Raw genomic sequence first — 22,588 nt, forward strand, 5'->3', positions numbered from 1 at the left:
AAGCTGGAGTGCTTTCGCCTATGTGCGGGAGCATGACAATGTCTCATGACAAGGTGTCGGCGTTCGACAGCGATATCCTGCGAAGTACCTTTCGCCGAGCGATCATCGAGGAGCGGATCCCTGAAAGCCAATGGCGCGACTTCGCCGCGCAAATGGTCCGCGATGTCACCGGCTTTGAGACCGTCGATCCCGAGTTTGTGGAATGGATTACGCGGAAGTCAGGGCAGACTTTGAACAGATCGGTGGCGCCGAAATATCTCGATCATAAACTCGAATGCCCATACTGCCTCACCATCAGGTTGAGAATTCCTGATGACGCTCGTCCGGAGACGCCGATTTTTTGCGACGATTGTGGAGAGTACCTTGGCACCTGGGATGAGATACAAACCGACTTTGAGAAGCAAGGCGGCCAGAACGGGGTGTTTCGCCTCGAAAAGGGGCGCATCAAGCGGATCGGCTAGAGCTGAGCGACGGAACTCTAATATCGGCCTTTCAGGAACTTGGCCTCGCGAAGCAGCGAATTCCAATCGGCTCCAATCAGCTTGATCAGCCGCTCGGCGTCATCCTCGCTGATCCCCGTCTCCCTCGCCAGTCGCTTGGCCAACAGTTTTATGGGAGCCTTGAGTCCATCCCCATTGTCCATTGCCGGCCCCATAGGTTTTCTCCAAAGAAAGGGAACCGATGAAACTGGTTTTAGTTGCGAGCCGCGCTTTGCTTATCGAGGTTTTCAGCCGCTTCTGCCCGGACATCCTCCACCGTGGCGTGGCGTAGCTTCGGCTCGCCGCGCAAATACCTGACGCGGGCAGTGATGCCTGGCTTTAGCCATTCCGCCTTCGAGATGGCTTTCGGCAGCCCTGGTGGCGGTGACCGCCCCTTGCGCACTTGGTCCCAAAGACGCTCCCGCTTCTCCTTGGTCAGCGCGACTGTAGCCGAGCCGGCATATTTGCCGCCACGTGCCATGATGCCTTGCGGCGCCTTGCCGGGCTCTCTCCTGCTGCCGAGCAGATCAAAGTCGCCGACCTCCCAGCATTTCGTCTCCACCCAGCCGTCGGACGGACCACTCCGGTAAGGGCTGCTGCGCCGCTTCGAGACAATGCCCTCCAGCCCCATATTGTCGGCTGCGGCGAAGAAGGCCGCGCCGTTGGCTTCAACATGCTCGCTGTACTGGATGATGCCTTTGGCCGGCTTGACCACTTCCCAGAGGATAGCCTTGCGCTCGATCGCCGGCAGCGATCGGAGATCCTCGCCATCCCTGTCCAGGATATCGAAGGCGACGAAACAAGGCGGCGCAAACCAGAAATACGCTACGCTCGCGTCCCCGCAACGAAGGTCGCAATCCGAGCCTTCCGGGTCACTGCTCGCGCCACCAGGCCGGGCCGCATACAGTCGGCCGTCACTCCGGTAGGCCCGCGAGGCGCATGTGTTCGGCCCAGCGTTCGAACCGAACGGGGTCGGTGTATAGCTTCTCCCATTTCTTGCGTTGTTCGCGAATGGTATCGCCGGGCGAGTCTTTTAGGAAAACCGCAAGCGCCTCCTTTGCCTCCCGCTCCTTTCCCAGGCAAGCGTAGATCCCGGCAAGCATGCGGTGTGCGCCGCTCGGGATACTGGACATTTTCCGCATCTCCGTCAGCGCAGCCCCGCAATCGTTCTTTTCCCAAAGCGCCCATCCCATGTCCCAATGGTACCAGTCAGGGTAGAAAGGATCGATGCCCATCGCCTGCTTGATCCGATCGATGGCTTCGTCGATGCGGCCGACAAAGAGCAGCGGGGCCGAACTGGCTTCGAGGATTTCCGAGTTGCTTGGATTTAGGGCGATCGCCTGATCGTAGCGCGCAAGGGCCTGCTCGATCTCTCCGGCCTCGGTATGGATGCGGGCGCGGACATAATACGCCTGGGCATCATCCGGAGCGAGCAGGATGGCCTTGTCAGCGTATTCAGCAGCGAGCCTCAACGCCTCCTCAAAGCTACGTTCCTGCCGGTGAAACCCGAAGACCGCGTCATTGCGATAGGAAAAGGCCATCCCCATATAACCGAATTGCGAGTTCGGATCCGCTTCGATCGCCTTGAGGTTGAACTGTCGAAACAACTCGTTCCCCGCGGCAGAGAAATCCTTGTCGAGTGCGGCAATCCCCATCAGGTTATAGTGGCGTGCGTTGACCCGGGCAAAGCTGCTATGTGGCCAGGCGCGCTCGATCCTGTGCCCGACCCGGTCCGCAAGCGTGCGGATGATTTCCTCCTGGACGACGAAAAGATCGCCGATTTCCCGATCGTAGGAATTGGCCCAGACATGTGATCCGTCATGTGCATCCAGTAACTGGGCGGTCACTTTCAACCGGTTTCCGATCTTCTGCTGGCTGCCTTCGAGCAGGTAGTCGACGCCGAGTTCATCGCCAATCTGGCTGGCGTCGGTCGGTTTACCTCGGTATTTGAAGCTCGAGTTCTGGGCGATGACGGCATAAGTCTTGCTCCGCGCAAGCTCGGTGATGATCCCCTCAGCAACAGCGTCGCTGAGATAACCCTTATCCGCACCGGCACTGAAGTCGTCGAAGGGAAGGACCGCAATCCTCGGCATGTCACTCGGACGAACCGGCGCGGCTCGCCACGTTTCCGCGCCATAATATGCGCCGATCGCTGCCGCGACGAGAACGATCGCAGCAAGAATGAACCCGCGTTGCGAAAACCGTGTCTTGGCTCGTTTCATGACGGCCGCGGCGTTTGGGTCCGCTGCGTCCAATGGATCGGCATTCAGTCGGTAACCTCTCCTGGGGACGGTTTCCACGATCGCATGGGCGTCGTCCCCCAATGCGCGGCGAATATCGGCAATGCATTGGGTAAGGCTGTCGTCGGTCACGAAGGTATCGGGCCAAACCGCCTGCATCAGCGCATCCTTGGACACGATCTCGCCCGGTCGCGTCGCGAGCACGGAGAGCACCTCGGCGGACTGACTGCGGAGATCGACCGCTTTGCCTTCAACCGTTCGGAGTTCGTTGATTCTGGTCAGTAAAACAAAACTGCCAAACGTGATCGTTTCAGCAGATTTCGGATCAATTTCAGGAGCCTTTCGGGACATTTCACCCTCATGGCGCGATCCCTAGCCTAGCCCATTCGGCCGCCGCATCCAAGCGATCCTGGCGGCATTGGATTGGACAGAAGGCTGACATGAAAGGGACCAGGTTCATCATCGCTCTCGCTCTCCTTTTGACAGCGCAAACGGCTGCAAAAGCGGACTCCGCTATTGTGAATGCAACCGCGCATGTTATTTCTCTTACATTTGTAAATGGCGGTATTGAAGAGCGGCGAGAACAGAAACCGTTCGACACATACGCCCTCTGTCTCGCATGGAAACATCAGAAAGAATTCCTTCCGCCGGATCCGCCTGCTTTTATTTCTTTCGTATATTGTGCGCAAACAGAGGCGACGCTCACATCATCCTAAGCATGAATGACTGAGGCGACGTTTCGCAGGGTAGCGCGAATGTTGGTGCGAACTGAGGCGGCCCCTCGGCGAAGAACCGCAAGATTCCAGAAATCATGCCAGTCCTGGCCAGTTCATTCCGTGGGCAACGGCACCAGGCCGAGCCGCGGGACGAATTCCTCCAACTCTTCGTCAAGCGGTGGCGGTTCTTCTTCGGCCTCCTGCTTCGGTTCAACCATCAGCAGGCCGACCACGATCAGCGCCAGGGAAACCCAGGTGAGCGCCGGTATCGCTTCGCCCAGCAGCAGCATGCTCCAGCCTATGCCGGCGGCGGTCACCGCGTAGGCGTTCTGGCTTGCGAACACAGCGCCTGTGCTGGAGATCAGCGCGATGAAGAGCAGCATCGCCAGATTGCCGGCAACGGCCATCAGAACGACAATCACCCCAAGCCTTCCGGTCAACAAACCAACCGGTATGAAATCCCCATAGAAAGCTGCCAGCGGGACCAGCATCAGAAGCGAAGCAACCAGGACGATGCCGAACAGAGCGACGCTGTCGATCGCAGCCGGCTTGAACTCCGAGAGGTAAATATCCTCGGTCGCATAAGTGACCGGGATGACGAGCGCGATGGCAAGCCACAACCAGTTGGTATTCATTTCCCCCGGCTCGCCATAGAAAAGGATAATGACGATGCCGACGAGACCCAGTCCAAGTCCCAAAAACCGCTTCATGCTGGGCGCCTCAGTCCGCATCAAGGCCGCGAACAGGAATACGGCGAACCCCTCCAGCACGATGACAATGGAGACGATGAAGGCGGGAAGCTTGCTTGCCAGCCAATAGACCAGCACCTGATTGATCACCGAGCTGATGAACGCGAGGATCATGATGAACCTCCAATCCGAGCGCGTAAGGGCAGACAGGCTCGGCATTGTCCCGCGCTTCAGGCTTATCCCGAGGCAGGACACGGCTCCGATGAGGTCGATAAGGATCGCCAGCCCTATTGGGTGGGCTTCAACGAGCGAGGCCATTTTCGACAGCGGCACGACAAGGCCCCACAGTCCTCCACACGCCAACAGCAGCAAGGCGCCACGGAAGGTGCGGATGTTCTGCCGCATCTTCCGCTCGCGCTCATAAACCTTCTGGGCCATCGTGGCGAAGACAGTGGCGAGCTTGCCAAGACCATCGGCTCGGCCTGCCACATCGCGGATGCCCAGCTTTGAAGGGTTGAACCTCCCGCTTTCCAGGGTTGCGGCCGCCTTCGTCAACTTGGCCACCTGGCGCAGATATTCCTTCTCTATGTCGCGCAGTCGCTTCTTCTCGATGCAAGTGGAAATCCGCGCCTTGAGAAGCGCGAGTTCAAAATCCTTGGGCAAGAAATCCTCGGCGCCCAATTCGATCGCCTTCACGACGCTGCTCATCTCATCGTCGAGCCCGGAAATCACGATTACCGGCACATCCCGCGTCCGGGACGACGCCTTGAGGCTCGTCAGCACCTCGAAGCCGTCCATCGCCGGCATCATGATATCGAGAAGAACAAGATCGAAATTTTCAGTGGTGAGCAGATTAAGAGCCGCTCGTCCGTCTTCTACCGCCTCGGCTTCGTGTCCCAGAGCCTCGACCGATTTCTTGAGCTTGATCCTTATGGTCCGAGAGTCGTCGACAATGAGAATCCGGCCAGGGTTGTTCACGCTATTTACCCAGATTGAAGATTGTTCGAAGCTCTGTGACGGCGGCATCGAACGCACGCTGCGCATCGCCGATTTCCGCAAGATCCGCCGGCTCGCCGCTCGCGCACCGCACTTCCACCCGGGCGCAGATCTGGCTGAGTTCGGCCGCGCCGATATCCCGCGCGTTGGATTTCAGTGAGTGGGCAGCCCGTCGGGCGGCGGCCTGGTCGGAGGCCCGCCCCGACGACCACATCTCCCGCATAATGGACGGCCCTTCTTCCAGGAAGGATTCCACAAGCTCCAGAAGGTCAGCCTCGTCGCCACCGACGAGTTCACGCAGCTTAACCAGTGCCCCTCTGTCGATCGCCACAACATACCCCGGTGCATGCTTCTTCCGGCTACAGCCGGTTACCGCGAATTTCTCTCGGCGCCGGCAAAGTATGATCGAAATAGAATCCCCTGCTTCGTCCGTCAGAGTTCCATCGCGTTCAAAAAGCAGACTATCGCATCGATACTAAATTAGCGATAGTACATATAACTGCCACGATACCAGTGACGATTGCGCCAAGGCCCGCCGTTGCATTCAGAACCCCGGCACGCCGGCTTCCTCAAAATTCATCCGGTGCCCCCGCAAGCCTCTGTCCGGAATTCATGACGGCCTTGTTCAGCGAGGCAATGAGATTTTCGACCCGCAGCGGCTTGCTAAGATAGTCGTCCATTCCTGCGTCCAGATACCTCTCGCGATCGCCGGCCATCGCGTTGGCGGTCAAGGCAATGATGAATGGCTGACGCAGCTGTCGGGTATCGGAAGCGCGGATCAATCTTGTGGCTTCGAGACCATCCATGTCGGGCATTTCAATATCCATCAGGATAACATCGTGGCTGCCCTGGGTGTATGCAGCGACCGCCGACTGTCCGTCGACCGCCAGGTCCGGCTTGTACCCCAGGCGCTCAAGCACCTTCGAGCCAAGCTTCCGGTTGGTGGCATTGTCGTCCACCAGAAGGATTTGAAGCGGAAACGTCTTGGCCATCGAACTGTCGAAAGCGGGAAGCTTCGACTGATCGGATCGGATAGAGCGTGTCGGAGCCCCGATAAAGATCGATAGCAACGTATTGAGCAAGGGCGATGGCTTAATCGGCTTGGAGAGCGTGGCCGCGAACTTGATGCTCTCCATCTCCCTCTTCTTGTCTTCGGGCATGGGCACCATTGAACTAAGCAGCACCAACGGAACGCTGCCCTTGCCGTCCAGCGCGCGTATTCGGGTGGCCAGTTCGATCCCGTCCATGCCGGGCATGTTCATGTCGAGAACGATGACGTCAAAGACCTCGCCGCCGGCAAGCCTTCGAAGCGCTTCGGCGGGATGTTCGCTTTCGGATGCAGCCATGTTCCACGACTGCGCCTGCAGGGACATGATGCGCCGGTTTGTGGCGTTGTCGTCGACGACCAACAGCCGCTTGCCGGCCAGTTCATCCGTTGCTGGCAGCGCGTAAGCCGGTTTTTGGGCTGAGGCAACCGGAGCGCGGATGGTGAAGAAGAACGTCGTGCCTTCTCCCTCGACGCTTTCTACCCAGACCTCGCCGCCCATCAATCCCACCAGACGCCTGCTGATCGCCAGACCCAGTCCGGTTCCGCCGTAACGTCGTGTCGTGGAGGCATCGACCTGACTGAAGGATTTGAAGAGGCGATCCATTCGGTCCTTGGCTATGCCGATGCCGGTGTCGCGCACCGCGAACTGGAGCGTGCAAACCTTTCGCCCGCCCTCCTGTGGAGCGAGGAGTGAAGCTTTGGACGGCACCTCCATCACGGAAAGCACCACCTCCCCCCGCTCGGTGAATTTGACGGCATTGTTGAGCAGGTTGATCAAAACCTGGCGCAGACGGTTGGCGTCGGCGACAATCGTTTCCGGCGTGCCGGGCTCGACCACATAGCCGAGATCCAGTCCCTTCTCCGCCGTCCTCGGCGCGATCAGGTCTATGGCGCTTTCGAGACACTCACGCAATTCGAACTGCCGAGGATCGAGATCGAGCTTGCCCGCCTCCACCTTGGAGAAATCGAGTATGTCGTTGATGATGGTCAGCAGTGCTTCCGCGCTGTTGTTTATCGTCTCGCCGATTTCCCGCTGCTCATCGTCAAGCTTCGTGGCGAGCATAAGGTTGGCCATGCCGATAACGCCGTTCATCGGCGTGCGGATTTCATGGCTCATAGTCGCCAGGAACGTGCTCTTGGCTTCGTTGGCCGCTTCGGCCGCTTCCTTCGCCTGTTGCAGGGCCAGGGACAATTGCTTGAGCTGCGTTACGTCCTGAGTGGACGACACAATGCGCGACCAGTCATTTGCCGGATCCTCCGGAAGCTGAACCGTTTCGACGAGATAGAGATCGCGTCCACTGAAATCCTTGTCGACCACCTCGGTCGATGTGTGCAGGCGGCCATCGAGATATTGCGCAACGGCATCCGGGTAAGTTGCCCAGGAGTGTTCACCGGTATCTGCCTCTAGGCGAACCCGTAGTGCCTCCTTGTTCTCAGCGCCGTAGAGGCGAACCAGCGCATCGTTGAAATCGATCCAGCGTACGGAACCGGGGAGCGACTCAGCAACTTGCGGATTGTCGCGGAGGTAGCCGCGGATATCGCTGATCCCCTGCCTCACCAGGCCATCGACGATAACTTTGAGGCCTGACCAATCCTCCTCCCAAAGCGGAATCGGGGCCGATTCAAAAAGTTGGCGGAACCGTCCTTCGCTCTGGCGAACGGCGGCCTCGGTGTACTTGAGTTCACTAAACAGCTGCGCGTTGTGCAAGGCGGCGCCGGCAGTGGCGGCGATGGTGGAGAGCAAACGAAGGGAGTCATCGTTGAACAGGCCCTCTTGTGTCGTGCTCTGCACGCTGATCACGCCGACATTGCCTTGAGTCGTCTTGATCGGGACGCCAAGATACGACAGCGCGTCCTTGCCCACTGGGGTTGCCCCGATTTCCGCGCCGCGCTCGGCCACGTCCTGGTTGATGAGCAACGGCTCTCCGGTTTCCAGGATTTTGCTGGTCAGGCCTTCGCCGAGCCGAAGCGTGGTAAAGGCTTCGCCGAACTGGTAGGGGAAATGGATAAGCTTCGTCTTTGGATCGAGCAAGGCCACATAAACGATGTCGGCGCTGAATATTTCCTGCATCTGATCGCCGATCAACTGGATCGTGTTGCCAAGTTCGGCTTCGCCGACCAGCGCCTGACTGACCTTGCTGATCGCACCCAGTTCGGCCGCGCGCTGTTGTGTTTCCTTGAGAAGTCTCTGGGTCTCGTCGAACAGGCGGGCGTTGGCGATCGCGACTCCCAGGTTGGAGGCTATCGTCTGCAGCAGGCGTACGTGGTTCTCGTCGAATGCGTTCTTTTCGTAGCTTTGCACGCTGACCACGCCGAGCGTTCTCTCGCCTGAATTGATAGGCACGCCGATGTATGAAGAGGTCCTGTCCTCTTCGAACGGGAAATAGGCACCGCGCCTTTTTCCTTCCTCCATGGTGCTGAACACCAAAGGCTTTCCCGTCGAGATAATTTCCGATGTGAGCCCTATCCCCAGCGGGAACGGCTCGATGGTCTTGTAACCCCTGTAGTAAGCATAGGGAACTCGAACTTGGCCGGATTGGCTGTCGTGTAACAGAATCTCGCTGACCTCGGTGCCGAAGGCCTCCCTCACCTTATCGCCCACCAACCGTATAACGGTGTCGACATTCAGTGATTTCGTCATCGCTTCCCCGACGCTGTTGAGAATGGCCATCTCCTTGGCGCGGTCTTGCGCCATCTTCAGTAGCCGTTGCGTCTCGTCGAATAGGTACGCGTTGGCTATGGCAACGCCCATGCTGGAAGCGAGCCCCTGCAGCAGGCGTACATGATCCTCGCTGAAGACGTTCGGCTGGTAGCTCTGGACGCTGACCACACCGAGCGTCCTGTCCCCGGCAATGATCGGAACGCCCAGATAGGACTCCGTCCTATCCTCCTCCGTCGGCATCAGCGCACCCAAAGCAATGTGCTCGTCAATATTCCCCAAAAGCAGTGGCTTGCCCGACAGTATGACTTTCGACGTCAGGCCTTCGCCCATGACAAAGGGTTCAGGGTCCTGGTAGTCACCGTAATAAGCGTAAGGGACAGTGATCAGGTCGGACGTCTCATCGCGCAGCAGGATCTCGGTTACCTCGGCGCCAAACATCTCGCGAACCTTGTCGCCGACTATCCTGGTCACCGTCTTGACATTCAGCGTTTTGGCGGTCGCTTCGCCGACGCTGTTGAGAATGGCCAATTCCTTGGCGCGGTCCTCTGATACTTTGAGCAGTCGCTGCGTTTCGTCGAAAAGGCGCGCATTGGCAATCGCGACGCCCATGCTTGAGGATAACCCTTGCAGCAGGCGCATATGATTTTCGCCAAAGGCATTCTTCTCGTAGCTCTGAACGCTGACAACCCCCAAAGTTCTGCCGCCGGCAATGATCGGCACGCCGATATACGATTCTGATAGTTCCGCTTCGTTGAGCGCAATCACATCGAACTCGAGGGACTGCTCAAACGTCCCGAGAACCAGCGGCTTTCCCGAGAGGATAACCTTGGAGGTAAGGCCCGCGCCCAAAGTGAAGGGCTCGACCTCCTGGTACTCGCGGTAAAATGAATATGGCACGGTGATGAGATCTGAGGCCTCGTCATGCAACAGGATTTCGGTGATGTCCGCCCCGAATATTTCTCGCACCTGATCGCCGACTATGCGGGTCACAGTCTTGACATTCAGCGTCTTCGCCATCGCTTCGCCGACGCTGTTGAGGATGGCCAATTCCTTGGTGCGTTCCTCGGCGAACTGAATCAGACGCTTGTTTTCAACGGAAAGACGGTCAAGCTCGATCAACTCGACTGCATTGGCATTTTCCAGTTCGGCAATACGCTGGTCGGCGGATGCCAGGCGACTGGCAAGGTCACTTTCCACTGAGCCCTGCATATTGGCTTCTCCCAAAAGGGACCTTCCGCCTAATTAAGCGGAATGCTCTCCCACCCGTATATTAGCAAGTAGTGTTACATGCCAGGCGCCCGATTGACAGTACCGTCAAGGCGTGGCCTGAAGGGATAAGCTAGATTCTGCGGCTAGGGCTGCATGTCTGCTTTCGGGCGGTGGCAAGAACGCTGAGGCGGATCGCTGCCATTCGCAACGCGGACAATTGTAAGTCACCGTTGGGTCAAAACCAGACCTTCACAACCAGCTGCCATTACGACTTCGCGCTTCCACTCAGCAAAATAGCATAATTGGAGGCGTCGAGAATGGTCGACTAACTCCGGCACCAGTAGTGTCAGACGAGGCGCTCCTAAGCCGCCTCCAGCCGCACGAGTGCTCACCGATCTCCGCAACTGAAGGTAACGTCCGGAGCCGCAGTTCCTCCTGATCGGCCTGCGCTTCAACCTGTGGATCGTCCTTCGGAGGCGCTTGCAGATTCATCTCGTGCTGGCGGAGGCGCATCGGACTGTGCTCACGAGCGTTCAACTTTCAAATCCCCGCCGCTTGATGAGGTTTACCTACCCCGCGATACTACCCGCTTGCAGCTTCCCGAGGTAGGCGACGAGGCGTGAACCGGAAAGTCGATCACTATCTCGTGGCTGCGCCCTGCCGTGCGCCGCTTGCGACCTCCGCGGAGATCGTTGCTGAAAAACCGAGCCAGGCCTTCCCGCCGCTCCGTCACATAGCCGAGAACTAGGAGTGGCAGGCGGTCACCGCCGCTCTCGCCTTGCCCGTGGCCTCCCTCTGGCCTACTACTACTACGCCGCCTCGTTGACCGCGGCTCGCTACGAAGGCCGAATTGGCAAAGTTGCTCGCGATTCCCTGCTCTCGATGAAGGCCTTTTGGGATATCGGCGTCAGAGATGCGACGCAATCTGGATCGTTCAATACGTAGGTCGCGAGATCCGCGTGCTGGACTACGATAAGGCGGTCCGTCAGCCGTTGGTAGCCCATCTCGAGTGGCTGCGATCGAAGGGCTACGGCAATGCGGAGTGCTCTCTGCCGTACGACGGGTCGCACGAGGATGCGATCTCCGCAATCCGCTTCGAGGACCATACCCTCAGGTTGTTTCCAGTCGTGTGGAGAAGGTTGGAAGACCGTTCCTCTCCGTCTACCAGCAATTTCTAGTACTTAGCTAAAAACCTTCCATCGCTTCAATTTTTGACCAATATCCCTCTCGGCTTTGTCGAGTCGGGCGAATGCGGTTCTTCGGCCTGCGTGGAGTTAGAAAGGGCTATACCGAGCGGCAGCCGGGCAGTTTTGCTGAACGGTCTGTGAGGTTTGTCACAGACGCATCAATGCATCTGTCTAGCTTGTGCGTGTAGTTTTTCCGCCAGCGGTGAAGAGAGCGCTCCGATGCTTGTGAACCTTCCTACGATTGTGAACCTTCTTCCTCTGGTAGCAGTTGGTCCCCTTGTCGATTGGCTCCATCATCGAGCCGAACAGAGGGCGCAGTTGAAGACAATGGACGAGCTGAGCGAGTCACCGGACGACCTGCTCAGCGACATCGGGATTTCCCGCGATGAGATCGAGACCACGCGCCTGCTGTCCGGTCGGAGGGCGGTGGGCTGACAAAAAGCCCGCCACCAGAGGCACCGGGCGCTAGTTCGGGAGGAGGCGGGCAAGTCCCCTTGGCCCGGCAAAATAACGGTGCGCCTCGCTTCGCTGGATAACAAAGCTCGCGCCGGTTGAACCAATGCATATTCAGGCTGCGTGACTTTTCCGTTACAAGATAACGAAAGCTCGCCACCTGAGCCCACGTCTGCCGAACACGGCGCCAATTGCAGTGCCAATTCTTTCCTGCGACTATCGGTCGGTCCACGGGATAGGGGGGTACCAATGAGCGCTGCCGATGCGGCCGCTTTGATGGTGAAAATGCTGAACAAGCACGGCAAGGTCCAGCAGGATGAGGCCGCCTACTATCTTCATATCGAATTCGGAGAAGATCACGTCTACTTCAACGGGCATGGCAACTTGACCATCAAGGCTGGCGTCTTGGCGGCCTTCAACAAATTGACGCCTGACGTCGTTTGGATTCCATCAAGTCGATACTGGAGAAGGAGGTATGAAGGCGACGAGCCTGGTCGAGTGCAATCCGTATTGAAAAGCCCGCCACCGTGAGGCATCGGGCCGCGTCGCCAACTTGGCGACTTGATCCGTTTGCTGTCACGCGGCGCTCTGCAATGACCGTGTCGTGACAGGCCGATGCGGTAGCGTCCAACTTGTCCGCGAGGTAAGCGATCCAGGAGCAGATCTTGGACTTGCTGCATGGCCTTCGCGATGCTTTGATCTTCTGGCATGGGGAAATAAAGGTCTGTCGCCCCAGAAGCTCACGTCGAGCTTTGCGGCGGGCGCCTTAGACTGAGTCAGTGCGGCGACCAGGAGAGCGCAATCGAGCTCCTCAGGGAACGAAACCTGCAGATCGGCCTCTGGCAATAAAAACCGGGTAGCCAGACGAAGCGATTTCAAATTCCTTCGGTAGCCTCAAATTTTAGGAGTGCTCCCACTAGGTTTCGCGTCAGTGCGAGATTGGCCTTCGGCACTATCTTTCGGCTTCGGCGAGATCTCTTCGACACTCACCTTGTCGCCGATCTCCCTTGCCCAGGCCTGCGCCTTGGCCTTGTCCTTCGTTGTCAGGACGATGCGCCAGTGCGGCGCCTCAACACGCTCACTTGGGGCTTAATCGGCAACGATTTATTCAAGCATTCTAATTTAGCTTAGCCGGGTCGCTACAGAGCGACGCCTGTCCAGAGGAAAGCCCGGTTAGCCACCCCCGCGCCGGGCTTTTTTCTCTAGCAAAACTGACATATGACAGAGCCGCGAACAGTGTACATTAGCATCCCATGATATGGGAGGCGTTGCGTATGTATATCGTTGCGGTTGAGTTGGTCGCGAAACTCCGCGAGGCGATCAAGGACCATCTGGCGGACCTTAATGATCTCAAGCTTCAAGCGCTTGAAGCAAAATTGCCAAGGCGCCAGCGGGTAGCCCTGAAATGGTGATGCGCGTGCTAATCTACCGCGAGATGGAGAAGCGCAAGCAATAGCCCGGTCTGCAAGTGAGCTTTGTCGGTTTAGAACCGCCATCACTAGCGCCAGCACCACGCCAGCGGAAAGCGCGAAGGCGAGCCACAGGATGCGCTGTACTGGCGGTATCCCTTGCGAGCTCGATCCCATAGGCTGGCTTTCGCGAGCTTTGGTGAAACTCGCTATCGTGGCTGCGATGAGCGCAAATTTAGTCCCTACGGCGGAACCGGATCAATCCCGACAAAGAGCCCGTGAAGCTCACGTTAGATGTCGACTTGCGCCTGATTCCCCCGACGCGAAGAAGATGCGGAGTAGTAGGTTTTTCCCAACTAGACTAGGCCGTGAACCCATAAATCAGCGGGCCGACGGCTTGCTGGAGTCCGCTATGCACCGACAGCGACCAACGTTTGCAGAGCAGCTAAATGACGCGATGGGCCATTCCGGATGCTGCGTGGGGCTAAGCAAGGCGGACGCTTTGGACCTCAGTGCCTTTCTTGCCCTGCCCTTGCTCGAAGACCACTTTCTGACCCTCTACCAGCGCGCTCAGCCCTGAGCGGGATAGCGCGGAGGCATGGACGAAAACGTCCTTCCCTCCGGTTTCAGGAGCAATGAAGCCAAACCCTTTTTCGCGGTTGTACCACTTCACAGTCCCCGCGGCTTCCTCGCGCGGTCGTATCAGGGATGTTTCAGCGGCACTCGCCTGTGTCGGCGGATGAAGCTCTTCTGTGATCTGTAACACTTGCGCAACCTGATGCCCCTTTCGCGTCTCTTCCAAGGTAACCTTGAGACGCGCTCCCTCCGCCACACTGCGGCTTCCGGCCGCTTCCAACACGCGCAGGGATAGATAGGCTTCCGTGCCGTCTGTTACTTTGACGAAACCAAATCCCTTGCTTGCGTTGAACCACTTCACCTGCGCCTCTAGAGGCTTCGCGGCCGCGGCAGATGGGCGCTGAAAGAAGCTGGGCACAAAACCCGCCTCCGCAAAAGGAAACGGCTCTTCCTCATCTCTATGCCGATGGGGCCTGCGATGGTCTTTGTATCTGCTCATGTCGTCTCGACTGGCGTAAGCGAAAGCACTGTGCGTCGTCTATCATAATGGTAGCAAGGCCGACCAATCAACGCCGTTTGGTGTTCCTGGCGCACTCGGTGATCAGGGGCGTTGAACTTCGGCGGAAGTGCGCGGCCCCGTCGGGGGGGGTGCGTGACGGGATAACTGCAGCCGAGCGACCAGGCGCCGGTTAGTTTCTACCGGTCCGATCTAGAACATTATTTGTCTCGCTGACCCAGCGTTGGTCCCGCACGATCGAAACGAGCCCCGTCGCCAGGTCTGTTTACTGCCGACCCGGTCATGGTAGGCTAACGGTCGGCTGCTAGAAGCGCCTCGCCAGCGCGCGCTCGTGCTAGCCGCTCCGCCGCCGAAGTGTCTGGCGCGCTCCTGGAAGCAGCATTTTGTTCCCTTTATATTAGCTGTCGAGTATATTCCTTAAAGCCGGCCCCGTCGAAGCCCACTTGCCGGTACTGGCGGTCAGGCTCGGCACTTCTGGCCACAACCCCGCCACAGGTGCCGGGCCGCCCCTTCCCCCGGAAATGCGTCCGCCGCATGTGCCCGTTAGGCGCAACAAACCCAAGCAGCCATCACCGGAGCAACTAGGCCAGTTTCTGGCGGCAGCGGAGCCGCTGCATCTAAGCATCGTCGGTCCGTTGATATCGCGCACTGCGATCACTACCGCTCGCTCCAGGTTTTGCATGAGGCGCTGTTGCAGACCGTGCGGGAAGTGACCGGGAAGGAAGTCGCGTTCATCCGGTGGAACGGCACAGGACCTGTGCGCCAGTCACCCCTTTAGACCCAACGGGTATAGGCATTCAGTATTAATTGAGCGAGTTCTAATATGCTTATAAGTTGGCCATCGCGGGGTAGCCCAAATCCCGCGATGGCCGGTGCAGTTCTCACCCCCTAGACCCCGGAGATGAACCGGCCATTCCCTACGTCCCCTTGAATGGATTGGCGGGTTTGTCGGCCGCCCCCAAGCCCCACGCGTCAGCACTATCAAGGACGACAAAGAGCCTCTTGGCATCCTATCTATCCAGACCACCGAAGATCTCTTGGAGATCGCACTGGAGGCAAGCCGCCGAAGCCATCGAGGACGCAAGCACGGCAATCCGATCAAAGCTGAGTGCTAGGGGCTATATGGCATCTGCCGGCGCGAAGAAGCAGTTCTCGTCTTCCTCGGTCGGATGCAGACAGATGTGGAAATTGTCGTCGCCGGACGGGATGACGCTGTCGTAGGGAACGAAGTACCGGTTTTGATGAGTGACCTTTTGATGGTCGCCCGGCCGCAAGATGATCACGTAGCCATCGGGTCGCGGTGTCACGGTCATGCTGGGGATCTTTCCGCACTCACCCGTGACCTGATCACCGTGGCAGCAAGCCAGTGGATAGGCCCAATGGCTGTCAGCGTCGTGAGCAAGTGCAGAACCATCTTCCAGCGCTGCAGCCGCGGCTATCACGCCTGCCAGCTCCGCCATGTGCCGTGTTACGACCCCATGCACCGGATTGGTCCCCAAACGGCGACCGTTGTCGTCGAGGCCAGCTATACACCAATTTAGCAATCGCTAATGCAGAAAAGGCGATTCGACTTCACAGGGAGCAGCTGGGCCCCTTACTAGCTGGACAGAATGTCAGAATGACTTAGGCGGCACGTATAGGCAGATCGTCGGTGATTCACGATGTTGGTTTGCCCATGCTTTTCGGGAATGGCACCAATGGAAATGCATGTCTTGTGACGGACGCACCCTGCTGTCCGCGAACGGCAGCAACTCACCGGACGGCACCTTGAAGCCCTTCCCTGTTTCGCGAATGGTGCCATCTGCCATCGGCTCGCAGTGCTTGTCCTGGCAGCACTGTTCTTCGTACCAGCTATGGGCCGATACCGACTGTCCGCAAACGAAGGCTGCGGCGATAATGGCGCCTAACCCGGATGCGCCGCCGCGCTCGCTCCATAGCCAAGTCATGATTAATATTAGCTGCGCCTGATATGGCAGCGCAAGCGCAGCGAAGCGGGAGGTAGAGCCGTCGGCAGGCAGCACAAGCAATGCCTACCACCGCTGCCTGCCCTGCTCGTCCACTCGGGTACGTCCTAACCCCAAAAGCGTGAACAGCCACGGACGCATCGTCACGAATCCTTGTGCGTTCGCGCAATGCTGGTCCGGTTTCAAGTCTCGGGAGCGCGCTTCCCCTGTGCTGGTGCGCACGTTCAACGAGGCAACGGGTATGGACACGGTTGCCGCGTGGTACGCGCCTGAAGATTCTGCTGGTAGCGGTTTGCCCTATCGATGATACACGACAGCGTTGGGGCTTCGCCAAGCGTCTCGTTCAGACTTGACCGGATGCGCCAGTTCGCGTCGGTACTGCGCAACGCCGATCGCTCCCCCCGCGATCGCCTTGCCGTCGCCGGGCGTGGCCGCGATGACACCCGTCGTGTGGCGCAAATTCGGACCAAGATGTCTGGAATCGACTTTCGAGACAGCCCGCCGTAAAATGCAGACATTCTTTAAGCTATTTTCTAATATTGCAGCGACACCGAGCCGATGCGGCGCCAGCAATTGGATGCCTCGGAGGATCTAAGCGCAGCGAATATACAGTATGAGAAATGCTCGTCTTGAGGAGGGGCCGGGATGTCCGACCAGGAGTTATTCGAGAAGGGTCTTGCAACATACCAAAAGGTGGTCGCGGCGAACTATATGGCCCATAGGGAGGTCTACGAAAAGTTGCGGCAAGTTCTGCTTGGGGAGGTTTTGGGTGGCTTCGTCTTTGCCGATCTAGCCTGCGGCACCGCTACCGGTTCAGCAGCGGCACTGGCCGGCAGTAACGTCACACGCTACATCGGGATCGACATATCCCAACCGTCGCTCGACGCAGCCAAGGAAGCGCTTACCCCACTCACCTGTCCGGTCGAACTGCGTTGCGGAGATTTCGTTGCGGCCATCGATTATTGGAAGGGACCGCTCGACGTTGTATGGATTGGTCAGTCCCTGCATCATCTTCTTGCGCCGGATAAGAGGATCTTCATGCGCAAAATCCGAGACCTATTGCCGCGAGATGGTCTTTTGCTGATTTGGGAGCCAACGCGCCTCGAGGGCGAAGATCGCGAGGGATGGCTGGAGCGATTTCATCAGATGAGGACCGAGTGGGCGACGATCTCTGACGAGGAGTTCGCGGCCTTTGAGAGCCACTGCCGCGCATCCGACTATGCCGAGACGGCCGCGACTTGGATTGGCATGGGCCGCGAGGCCGGTTTCAGAACTGCGGACGAATTGATGATAGTGCCGAACAGATTGGCACGCGTCTACCGGTTCCGTCACTAATTTGGTAAGGACTGCTACCCTCAAAGGCGGTTCCATCGGGGAAGCCTCTTTTTTCGGTAGCGGCATGGATTAGCCGGTGCTCAGAAAAGTGCATGTCGCCTTGGATAGGCTCTCGACGAACAATCACGGTCCGACCGCGACGGCCTTATGACGCAGAGGTGCGTAAGCTCGCGAAAGGGCGGGCCGATAGGCTAGCGAGCTAAGTCGACGTGCACGCGGGACGTCGTTGAACTTCCTCCGCAGTCAAATAAGCCGCGCAGGCTGGCCCGTCCGGGCCCCCGGGACGCGCCGCTTCACACCAGCGTTTGGTCCGGATTTTTGAATATCCGTGGGGCGCCCGACCCCACTTTCTCCAGGGTTATGGGAAGACGGAGATCACAATTGGGCACCGCCGAACGAGTATCCCCCGATTTCGCTGCGGGAACCGACTGAAATCTAAGTCGTTATGGGGTGCACTATTATCCGGCGAGGACATCTTGGACAACAATGACGCAACACCAATCTCGTCTGGCGTACAGGGTCTCGACTACGTGCTTCGGGGCGGCTACGCGCGATATAGGTCTCACTTGATCGAAGGCAGACCGGGCTCTGGCAAAACGACGCTGGGGCTTCAGTTCCTTGTAGCAGGTGCCAGAAAGGGCGAAAGGTGCCTCTATATTACGCTGTCGGAAAGCAAGCGGGAACTCCTTTCGGTCGCCGCTCGGCACGGGCTGTCACTCGACGGAATAGACCTTCTGGAACTGGTCCCTCCGGAGCTGAGCATGGATTCGTCCCAACTCCAAACGCTAGTTCATTCATCGGACCTCGAGCTGAGTGAGACGGTGCAGTCAGCTCTGGCCGAAATTGAACGGCTAAAGCCTGACCGGGTGGTTTTCGACTCTCTTTCCGAAATCCGATTACTCTCCCAAGGGTCGCTGCGCTACCGGCGCCAAGTTCTGGCTCTAAAGAGCTACTTTCTGCTCAGTAACGCAACCGTCCTCTTGCTCGATGATCTGACCGCCGAGCACGACGATCTAAACCTGCATTCAATTAGCCACGCCGTCATCAGAATGGAGCAATTATCTCCCACCTATGGCGGCGAGCGCCGCCGTCTGCGTGTCATCAAGATGCGAGGCGTCGAAATCCGTGGGGGCTTCCATGACTTTGTAATTCGTCCAGGAGGGGTAATTGTTTTCCCGCGGTTAGTGGCCGGTGATCATGATACAGGTGAAGTAAGCTCGCCCGCTCGAAGTGACAGTTCGGTTGACACCCTCTTAGGCGGCGGCTTGGCGCGGGGGACCAGCACGTTGCTCATTGGGCCATCGGGGGTCGGCAAGTCGACAGTGGCGTCAACCTTTTGTCATGCAGGCTTGATGCGTGGCGAAAGTGTGCTGGTGCTGTTGTTTGACGAGACAAAGCGGATATTCCTTGCCCGTGCCGCTGGTATTGGGCTGGATCTTCAGCCTTTCGTGGATAAGCGCCTTCTTTTGCTCGAAAAAGTGAATCCTGCCGAACTTTCTCCCGGCGAACTATCGTCAAGAATCCAGTCGGCTGTCGAGCAGGGCGATGCACGCATAGTGGTGGTGGACAGCCTAACTGGCTACCTCAACGCCCTGTCAGAGGAACAACATCTGGTGCTGCAGATGCACGAGATTCTGACATATCTCAACCAAAAGGGCATTGTCACCATACTGCTCTTGGCCAATCACGGGCTTATCGGTCAGATGGCCGTACCAGTCGACATGACGTATCTGTGCGACTCAGTCATGTTGCTGCGGTTCTTTGAAAGTGACGGCCGCTTGCGGCGGGCGATTTCGGTGGTCAAGAAGCGCGTCGGTCCACACGAGGACACAATCCGCGAATTCAGGATAGGCGCCTCGGGACTGGTCGTGGGCGAGCCGCTTGGACAATTCCGGGGCATTTTGACGGGAGTGCCGTCATACCTGGGTAAAGAAGCCGATCTCCTTGCCAACGATACGCCTTGATGCTGGCTCCCGAAATTCTGATACTGGCCCCAACCGGGCGCGACGCGAAAATTGCGGCCGCAATTCTTCGTGCTGCAGGGATTTCGGCCGTTGTTTGCTCCAAATTGTCCGAGGCATTGCCGCTCCTGGAAAACGCGCATGGTCTCGTTGTTGCGGAAGAGGCCTTGCTCACTGCCGACAGGACTGCATTTGCGGCCTGGCTTGAGGACCAGCCGGCATGGTCGGATTTCCCCGTCATACTCCTCACCATGCGCGGCACCGAATTCGATGGCCGCCTTGCATTCCTCGATCGCTATCTGGTTGTTTTAGAACGACCTTTCCTCGCTTCGAGCCTAACCAACTGCGTGCGTTCGGCGCTGCGCGCCCGCGCGAGGCAACTGGAGGTCAAGGCCTTTGTGGAGCAGACGCAGGAAGTGGCGAAACGCCAAACACTTCTGATCCGTGAACTCCACCATCGGGTCAAGAACACGCTGGCGAATGTTCGGGCGATGATGACCGCGACAGCAAGGTCAAGCGACAACGTCGAGGATTTTGTAAGAGATTTTTCGGCCAGGATCGTTTCCTTGGCCGAAACCCACAGCATGCTGACCGACGACTATTGGCAGACCGCGCTTCTTCACAACTTACTTGAGGCCCAACTTCGCCATTATGATACCAAAGATACGATGCGAATCGTCCTGGAGGGACCTGACGTACCCCTAGTTGCAGATGTTGCCATCCCAATTGGCATGGCATTTCATGAACTTGCCTCGAACTCTTCGAAGTACGGCGCGCTATCCAACCCGCGGGGGCGGCTTGAAGTCCGGTGGTCAATCATTTCGGACGGGGGTGCTGACACCGTGCATCTTGATTGGTCCGAGCATGATGGTCCAACGGTGCAACTGCCGAACCGCCGGGGCTTTGGAATGACCCTGTTGGATAAGGTTGTCGCCGTTCAATGCAACGCCAAGCTCAAAATGGACTATCCCCCGGATGGCTTTCGTTTTGTCATGGACTTACCGCTACGCGGGACAAGACTGGTGCCGCCATATGTATGAAATGCAGACAATAGGGATTGCTGAGCAATCCAGTTGCTTGCGCTCAGCAACGTGCGGGCCAACGCTGAAATTCCAAACTTTTGCGGGCAAGGTATCGGCCAGGGTCTGAACCCGTGGGAAAAGCTAGCCCGGGCTGACGCCAGACACAGCGTCGTCGGATCTTGGCGATGTCCGGCAGCCGCTCGCCTGAGTGCCCTTCGTCAACATAGATCAGATCTATCGCAGGCGAACTTTTGGAGCAGACGGAGATGCCGAAATCGCCATTGCCTGTGGCTTTGCATCGTGCTCGCGTTGTTCCAAATGCTTCTGCGATATTTTCGGCGTCGTTCCGAGAGCCTGTCGGAGCTGAATTGCACAGCGGAGATTCGGCCTTCGGCCGAGCTTCAACTGTCGCGTCCGGAAAAGACGGCGTTGCCCCGTTAGACGGAGAAGGTTGGTTTCGAGTTTGTGTTCCTCTACCAGTCCTCAGAAACGAACAATTCTCTGCACGCTAGTGCGGGTCTCTGAAGCCCAGTGTTGGCGCGGTCCGTGGCTAAGAGCTGGGGACCGGCTCGCGTCGCAGACGAGCAAATTGCTCTCCATCCTGGCCCACATTCTCCGAGCTGGGGAGTGGCCCGTTCCAACCCCAGGCTATCGATTTCAGAGATCTTAACGAGATAGACGAGCGAAGGCGGATGGCGGTTTTGTGCGTCTCTCGCCCGAGCAAACAGCACGTTTTTTGGTCCGTAGAACAAAGGGATAGCGGACTTGCAAATCGCTTCGAATATCGTCGTGATGCGACATCAACTTAAGATCACGTGAATGGCTGTGTCCAACATGGCGGCCCCTGCGGCCGGCTCGACATATTAGCGAAAAATAATAATTGCGTTGAATCAACGCTAAGACGTAAATTACGTGAGATACGCGCGCTTAGGAACGTGTTCAGTCGGGCGTGCAAAGGGAGGGACGGGAACGAATGGCTCAACATGCCAATTCGGTCCATGAGGGGTCCGGGGCGGCGACGCAGCTAGGCGAAGACGAAGTCCGCGCCCAACTCGACCGGATTCGATCCAGTCCCGATTTCGAAGTGCCCGACCGGGCGCGGAAGTTTCTGTCCTGCATCGTCGAAGAAGCGCTGACCGGGCGCGCCAGCCGCATAAAGGCTTATTCGATAGCGACCGAGGTCTTTGGCCGCGACGCGTCTTTCGATGCCCAAAATGACCCTGTTGTCCGCATAGAGGCGAGCAGGATCCGTCGTGCGCTCGAACGGTATTACCTGACAGCAGGTCGCGACGATCCGCTGGGCATCGAGATGCCCAAGGGGGCCTATGTTCCAATCTTTGCTCGGCGGATCAGGGCTGGCAATCGCCTTGAACAATCGCGGCGTTCGGACAGCAAGGAACGGCCGGTGGCAGGTCTCGAACGTGCGCAACATTCTCGGACGCCAATCGCTTGCGAACTTGTTTTTATAAGCGGGAATTTGCGCGGCCGCAGCCCCAAGCCACGAGTTGCCTATGAAGCGTACGGGAACAAAGGCACGACCTTTCTATGGCGACCTGGTCAGCCCGTAGGACTGGATAGAATGTCAGAATGACTTAGGCGGCACGTACAGGCAGATCGTGCTGTCAGGGTTGCCAGAAGGAAATTCACGATGCCGGCCTGCCGTTGCTTTTTGGGCATGGCACCAATGGAAATGCATGTCGTGTGACTGACGCACCCTGCTGTCGCCGTAAGGCAGCGACTGGCCGGACGGCAGCTTGAAGCCCTTGCTTGTTTCGAGAACCGTGCCATCGGCCATCGGCTCGCAATGCACGTCGTGGCAGCACTGTTTTTCATACCAGCTGTCATGTGCCGATGCCAACGGCATTCCGAAAGCGCAAGCTGCGGCGATGATAGCGCCCAACCTAGATGCGCCGAGGCACCCCCTCAATGGCCAGATCATCAAATACATTAGGCTTATCTGATATGACGGCGCAAGCGCTGCCAGGAGCGGCGCGTGAGCCACGACAGCGCGCGTTTTCGTCGATCCTGCGAAGCGTGATGGCCCGCCGCCAGGGCAAGCAGCGGACTTCTTGTCCCGCGCCGTTCGCATATATTAGGCTTCTCTGATCATTCGCGTATTATGGGC

General features: G+C 58.0%; 18 protein-coding genes and 1 pseudogene. 9 read left to right on the top strand and 10 right to left on the bottom strand.

All coding sequences use genetic code 11. From position 1 onward, the window contains the following. Positions 1-38: 38 nt before the first annotated feature. Positions 39-461 carry a hypothetical protein gene (locus JG743_RS34275; RefSeq protein WP_244672946.1) on the top strand — a complete coding sequence of 141 codons (423 nt, stop codon included), beginning with the start codon at positions 39-41 and terminating at the stop codon, positions 459-461. A 17-nt stretch (positions 462-478) separates the two neighbouring features. Here the strand turns inward: JG743_RS34275 and JG743_RS28355 are convergent, their stop codons facing one another. From JG743_RS28355 to JG743_RS28365, 3 genes are read right to left on the bottom strand one after another with little or no spacing between them, the layout of a single operon-like run. Further along, positions 479-655 (bottom strand): hypothetical protein, encoded by a 177-nt coding sequence (locus JG743_RS28355; RefSeq protein ID WP_202303178.1) that lies wholly within the window; start codon positions 653-655, stop codon positions 479-481. Between the two features lie 38 nt (positions 656-693). Then, the gene (locus tag JG743_RS28360; protein WP_342215724.1) at positions 694-1,497 is read right to left on the bottom strand and encodes an ATP-dependent DNA ligase; all 804 of its coding nucleotides are present in this window, start codon (positions 1,495-1,497) and stop codon (positions 694-696) included. Beyond that, on the bottom strand, positions 1,394-3,070 hold the full coding sequence (locus JG743_RS28365) for a winged helix-turn-helix domain-containing tetratricopeptide repeat protein (protein ID WP_202295243.1): 1,677 nt from the start codon (positions 3,068-3,070) through the stop codon (positions 1,394-1,396). The genes JG743_RS28360 and JG743_RS28365 overlap by 104 nt, the downstream gene beginning before the upstream one ends. Before the next feature lie 89 nt (positions 3,071-3,159). On the opposite strand from JG743_RS28365, the gene JG743_RS28370 reads away from it, so the two are divergent. Continuing rightward, entirely contained in the window at positions 3,160-3,435 is a 276-nt protein-coding gene (locus JG743_RS28370; protein ID WP_202295245.1) for a hypothetical protein, read from the top strand. Positions 3,436-3,548: 113 nt separating this feature from the next. Here the strand turns inward: JG743_RS28370 and JG743_RS28375 are convergent, their stop codons facing one another. The 3 genes from JG743_RS28375 to JG743_RS28385 all read right to left on the bottom strand — a co-directional run bounded on the left by JG743_RS28375 (position 3,549) and on the right by JG743_RS28385 (position 10,039). Continuing rightward, the gene (locus tag JG743_RS28375) at positions 3,549-5,168 is read right to left on the bottom strand and encodes a response regulator (RefSeq protein WP_202295248.1); all 1,620 of its coding nucleotides are present in this window, start codon (positions 5,166-5,168) and stop codon (positions 3,549-3,551) included. Next, positions 5,104-5,451 carry an Hpt domain-containing protein gene (locus JG743_RS28380; protein WP_202295251.1) on the bottom strand — a complete coding sequence of 116 codons (348 nt, stop codon included), beginning with the start codon at positions 5,449-5,451 and terminating at the stop codon, positions 5,104-5,106. The genes JG743_RS28375 and JG743_RS28380 overlap by 65 nt, the downstream gene beginning before the upstream one ends. Positions 5,452-5,689: 238 nt before the next feature. Further along, the gene (locus JG743_RS28385) at positions 5,690-10,039 is read right to left on the bottom strand and encodes a GAF domain-containing protein (RefSeq protein WP_202295254.1); all 4,350 of its coding nucleotides are present in this window, start codon (positions 10,037-10,039) and stop codon (positions 5,690-5,692) included. 1,514 nt (positions 10,040-11,553) lie between these two features. Here JG743_RS28385 and JG743_RS28390 point away from each other — a divergent pair. The 3 genes from JG743_RS28390 to JG743_RS28400 all read left to right on the top strand — a co-directional run bounded on the left by JG743_RS28390 (position 11,554) and on the right by JG743_RS28400 (position 13,091). Beyond that, a complete protein-coding gene (locus tag JG743_RS28390) occupies positions 11,554-11,661 on the top strand; it encodes a DUF1127 domain-containing protein (protein ID WP_202295256.1) in 108 nt (35 codons plus the stop codon). A 267-nt stretch (positions 11,662-11,928) separates the two neighbouring features. Continuing rightward, positions 11,929-12,210 (top strand): DUF6953 family protein, encoded by a 282-nt coding sequence (locus tag JG743_RS28395; protein WP_202295260.1) that lies wholly within the window; start codon positions 11,929-11,931, stop codon positions 12,208-12,210. Between the two features lie 743 nt (positions 12,211-12,953). Beyond that, positions 12,954-13,091: a hypothetical protein gene (locus JG743_RS28400; protein ID WP_202295264.1), complete on the top strand. Its 138-nt coding sequence runs from the start codon at positions 12,954-12,956 to the stop codon at positions 13,089-13,091. A gap of 481 nt (positions 13,092-13,572) precedes the next feature. Here the strand turns inward: JG743_RS28400 and JG743_RS34610 are convergent, their stop codons facing one another. The 3 genes from JG743_RS34610 to JG743_RS28415 form a co-directional block, all read right to left on the bottom strand. Beyond that, positions 13,573-14,163: a cold-shock protein gene (locus JG743_RS34610; protein WP_202295267.1), complete on the bottom strand. Its 591-nt coding sequence runs from the start codon at positions 14,161-14,163 to the stop codon at positions 13,573-13,575. A 1,136-nt stretch (positions 14,164-15,299) separates the two neighbouring features. Continuing rightward, positions 15,300-15,641 carry a hypothetical protein gene (locus tag JG743_RS28410; protein WP_202295270.1) on the bottom strand — a complete coding sequence of 114 codons (342 nt, stop codon included), beginning with the start codon at positions 15,639-15,641 and terminating at the stop codon, positions 15,300-15,302. 153 nt (positions 15,642-15,794) lie between these two features. Then, a complete protein-coding gene (locus tag JG743_RS28415) occupies positions 15,795-16,208 on the bottom strand; it encodes a hypothetical protein (protein ID WP_202295273.1) in 414 nt (137 codons plus the stop codon). 582 nt (positions 16,209-16,790) lie between these two features. Here JG743_RS28415 and JG743_RS28420 point away from each other — a divergent pair. The 4 genes and pseudogenes from JG743_RS28420 to JG743_RS34295 form a co-directional block, all read left to right on the top strand. Beyond that, positions 16,791-17,480, top strand: a complete 690-nt coding sequence (locus tag JG743_RS28420; protein WP_202295276.1) for a class I SAM-dependent methyltransferase — start codon at positions 16,791-16,793, stop codon at positions 17,478-17,480. 476 nt (positions 17,481-17,956) lie between these two features. Beyond that, positions 17,957-19,444 carry an ATPase domain-containing protein gene (locus JG743_RS28425; protein ID WP_202295278.1) on the top strand — a complete coding sequence of 496 codons (1,488 nt, stop codon included), beginning with the start codon at positions 17,957-17,959 and terminating at the stop codon, positions 19,442-19,444. Then, positions 19,444-20,481, top strand: a complete 1,038-nt coding sequence (locus JG743_RS28430) for a sensor histidine kinase (RefSeq protein ID WP_202295281.1) — start codon at positions 19,444-19,446, stop codon at positions 20,479-20,481. Before JG743_RS28425 ends, JG743_RS28430 begins: the two co-directional genes overlap by 1 nt. Before the next feature lie 955 nt (positions 20,482-21,436). Further along, positions 21,437-21,817: pseudogene (locus tag JG743_RS34295) on the top strand (hypothetical protein); the annotation flags it as partial. A 228-nt stretch (positions 21,818-22,045) separates the two neighbouring features. On the opposite strand, the gene JG743_RS28440 reads toward JG743_RS34295, so the two are convergent. Beyond that, positions 22,046-22,363 carry a hypothetical protein gene (locus tag JG743_RS28440; protein ID WP_202295286.1) on the bottom strand — a complete coding sequence of 106 codons (318 nt, stop codon included), beginning with the start codon at positions 22,361-22,363 and terminating at the stop codon, positions 22,046-22,048. Positions 22,364-22,588 lie beyond the last annotated feature (225 nt).

Source organism: Mesorhizobium sp. 131-2-1 (assembly GCF_016756535.1).
In the GTDB taxonomy this organism is placed as follows: domain Bacteria; phylum Pseudomonadota; class Alphaproteobacteria; order Rhizobiales; family Rhizobiaceae; genus Mesorhizobium.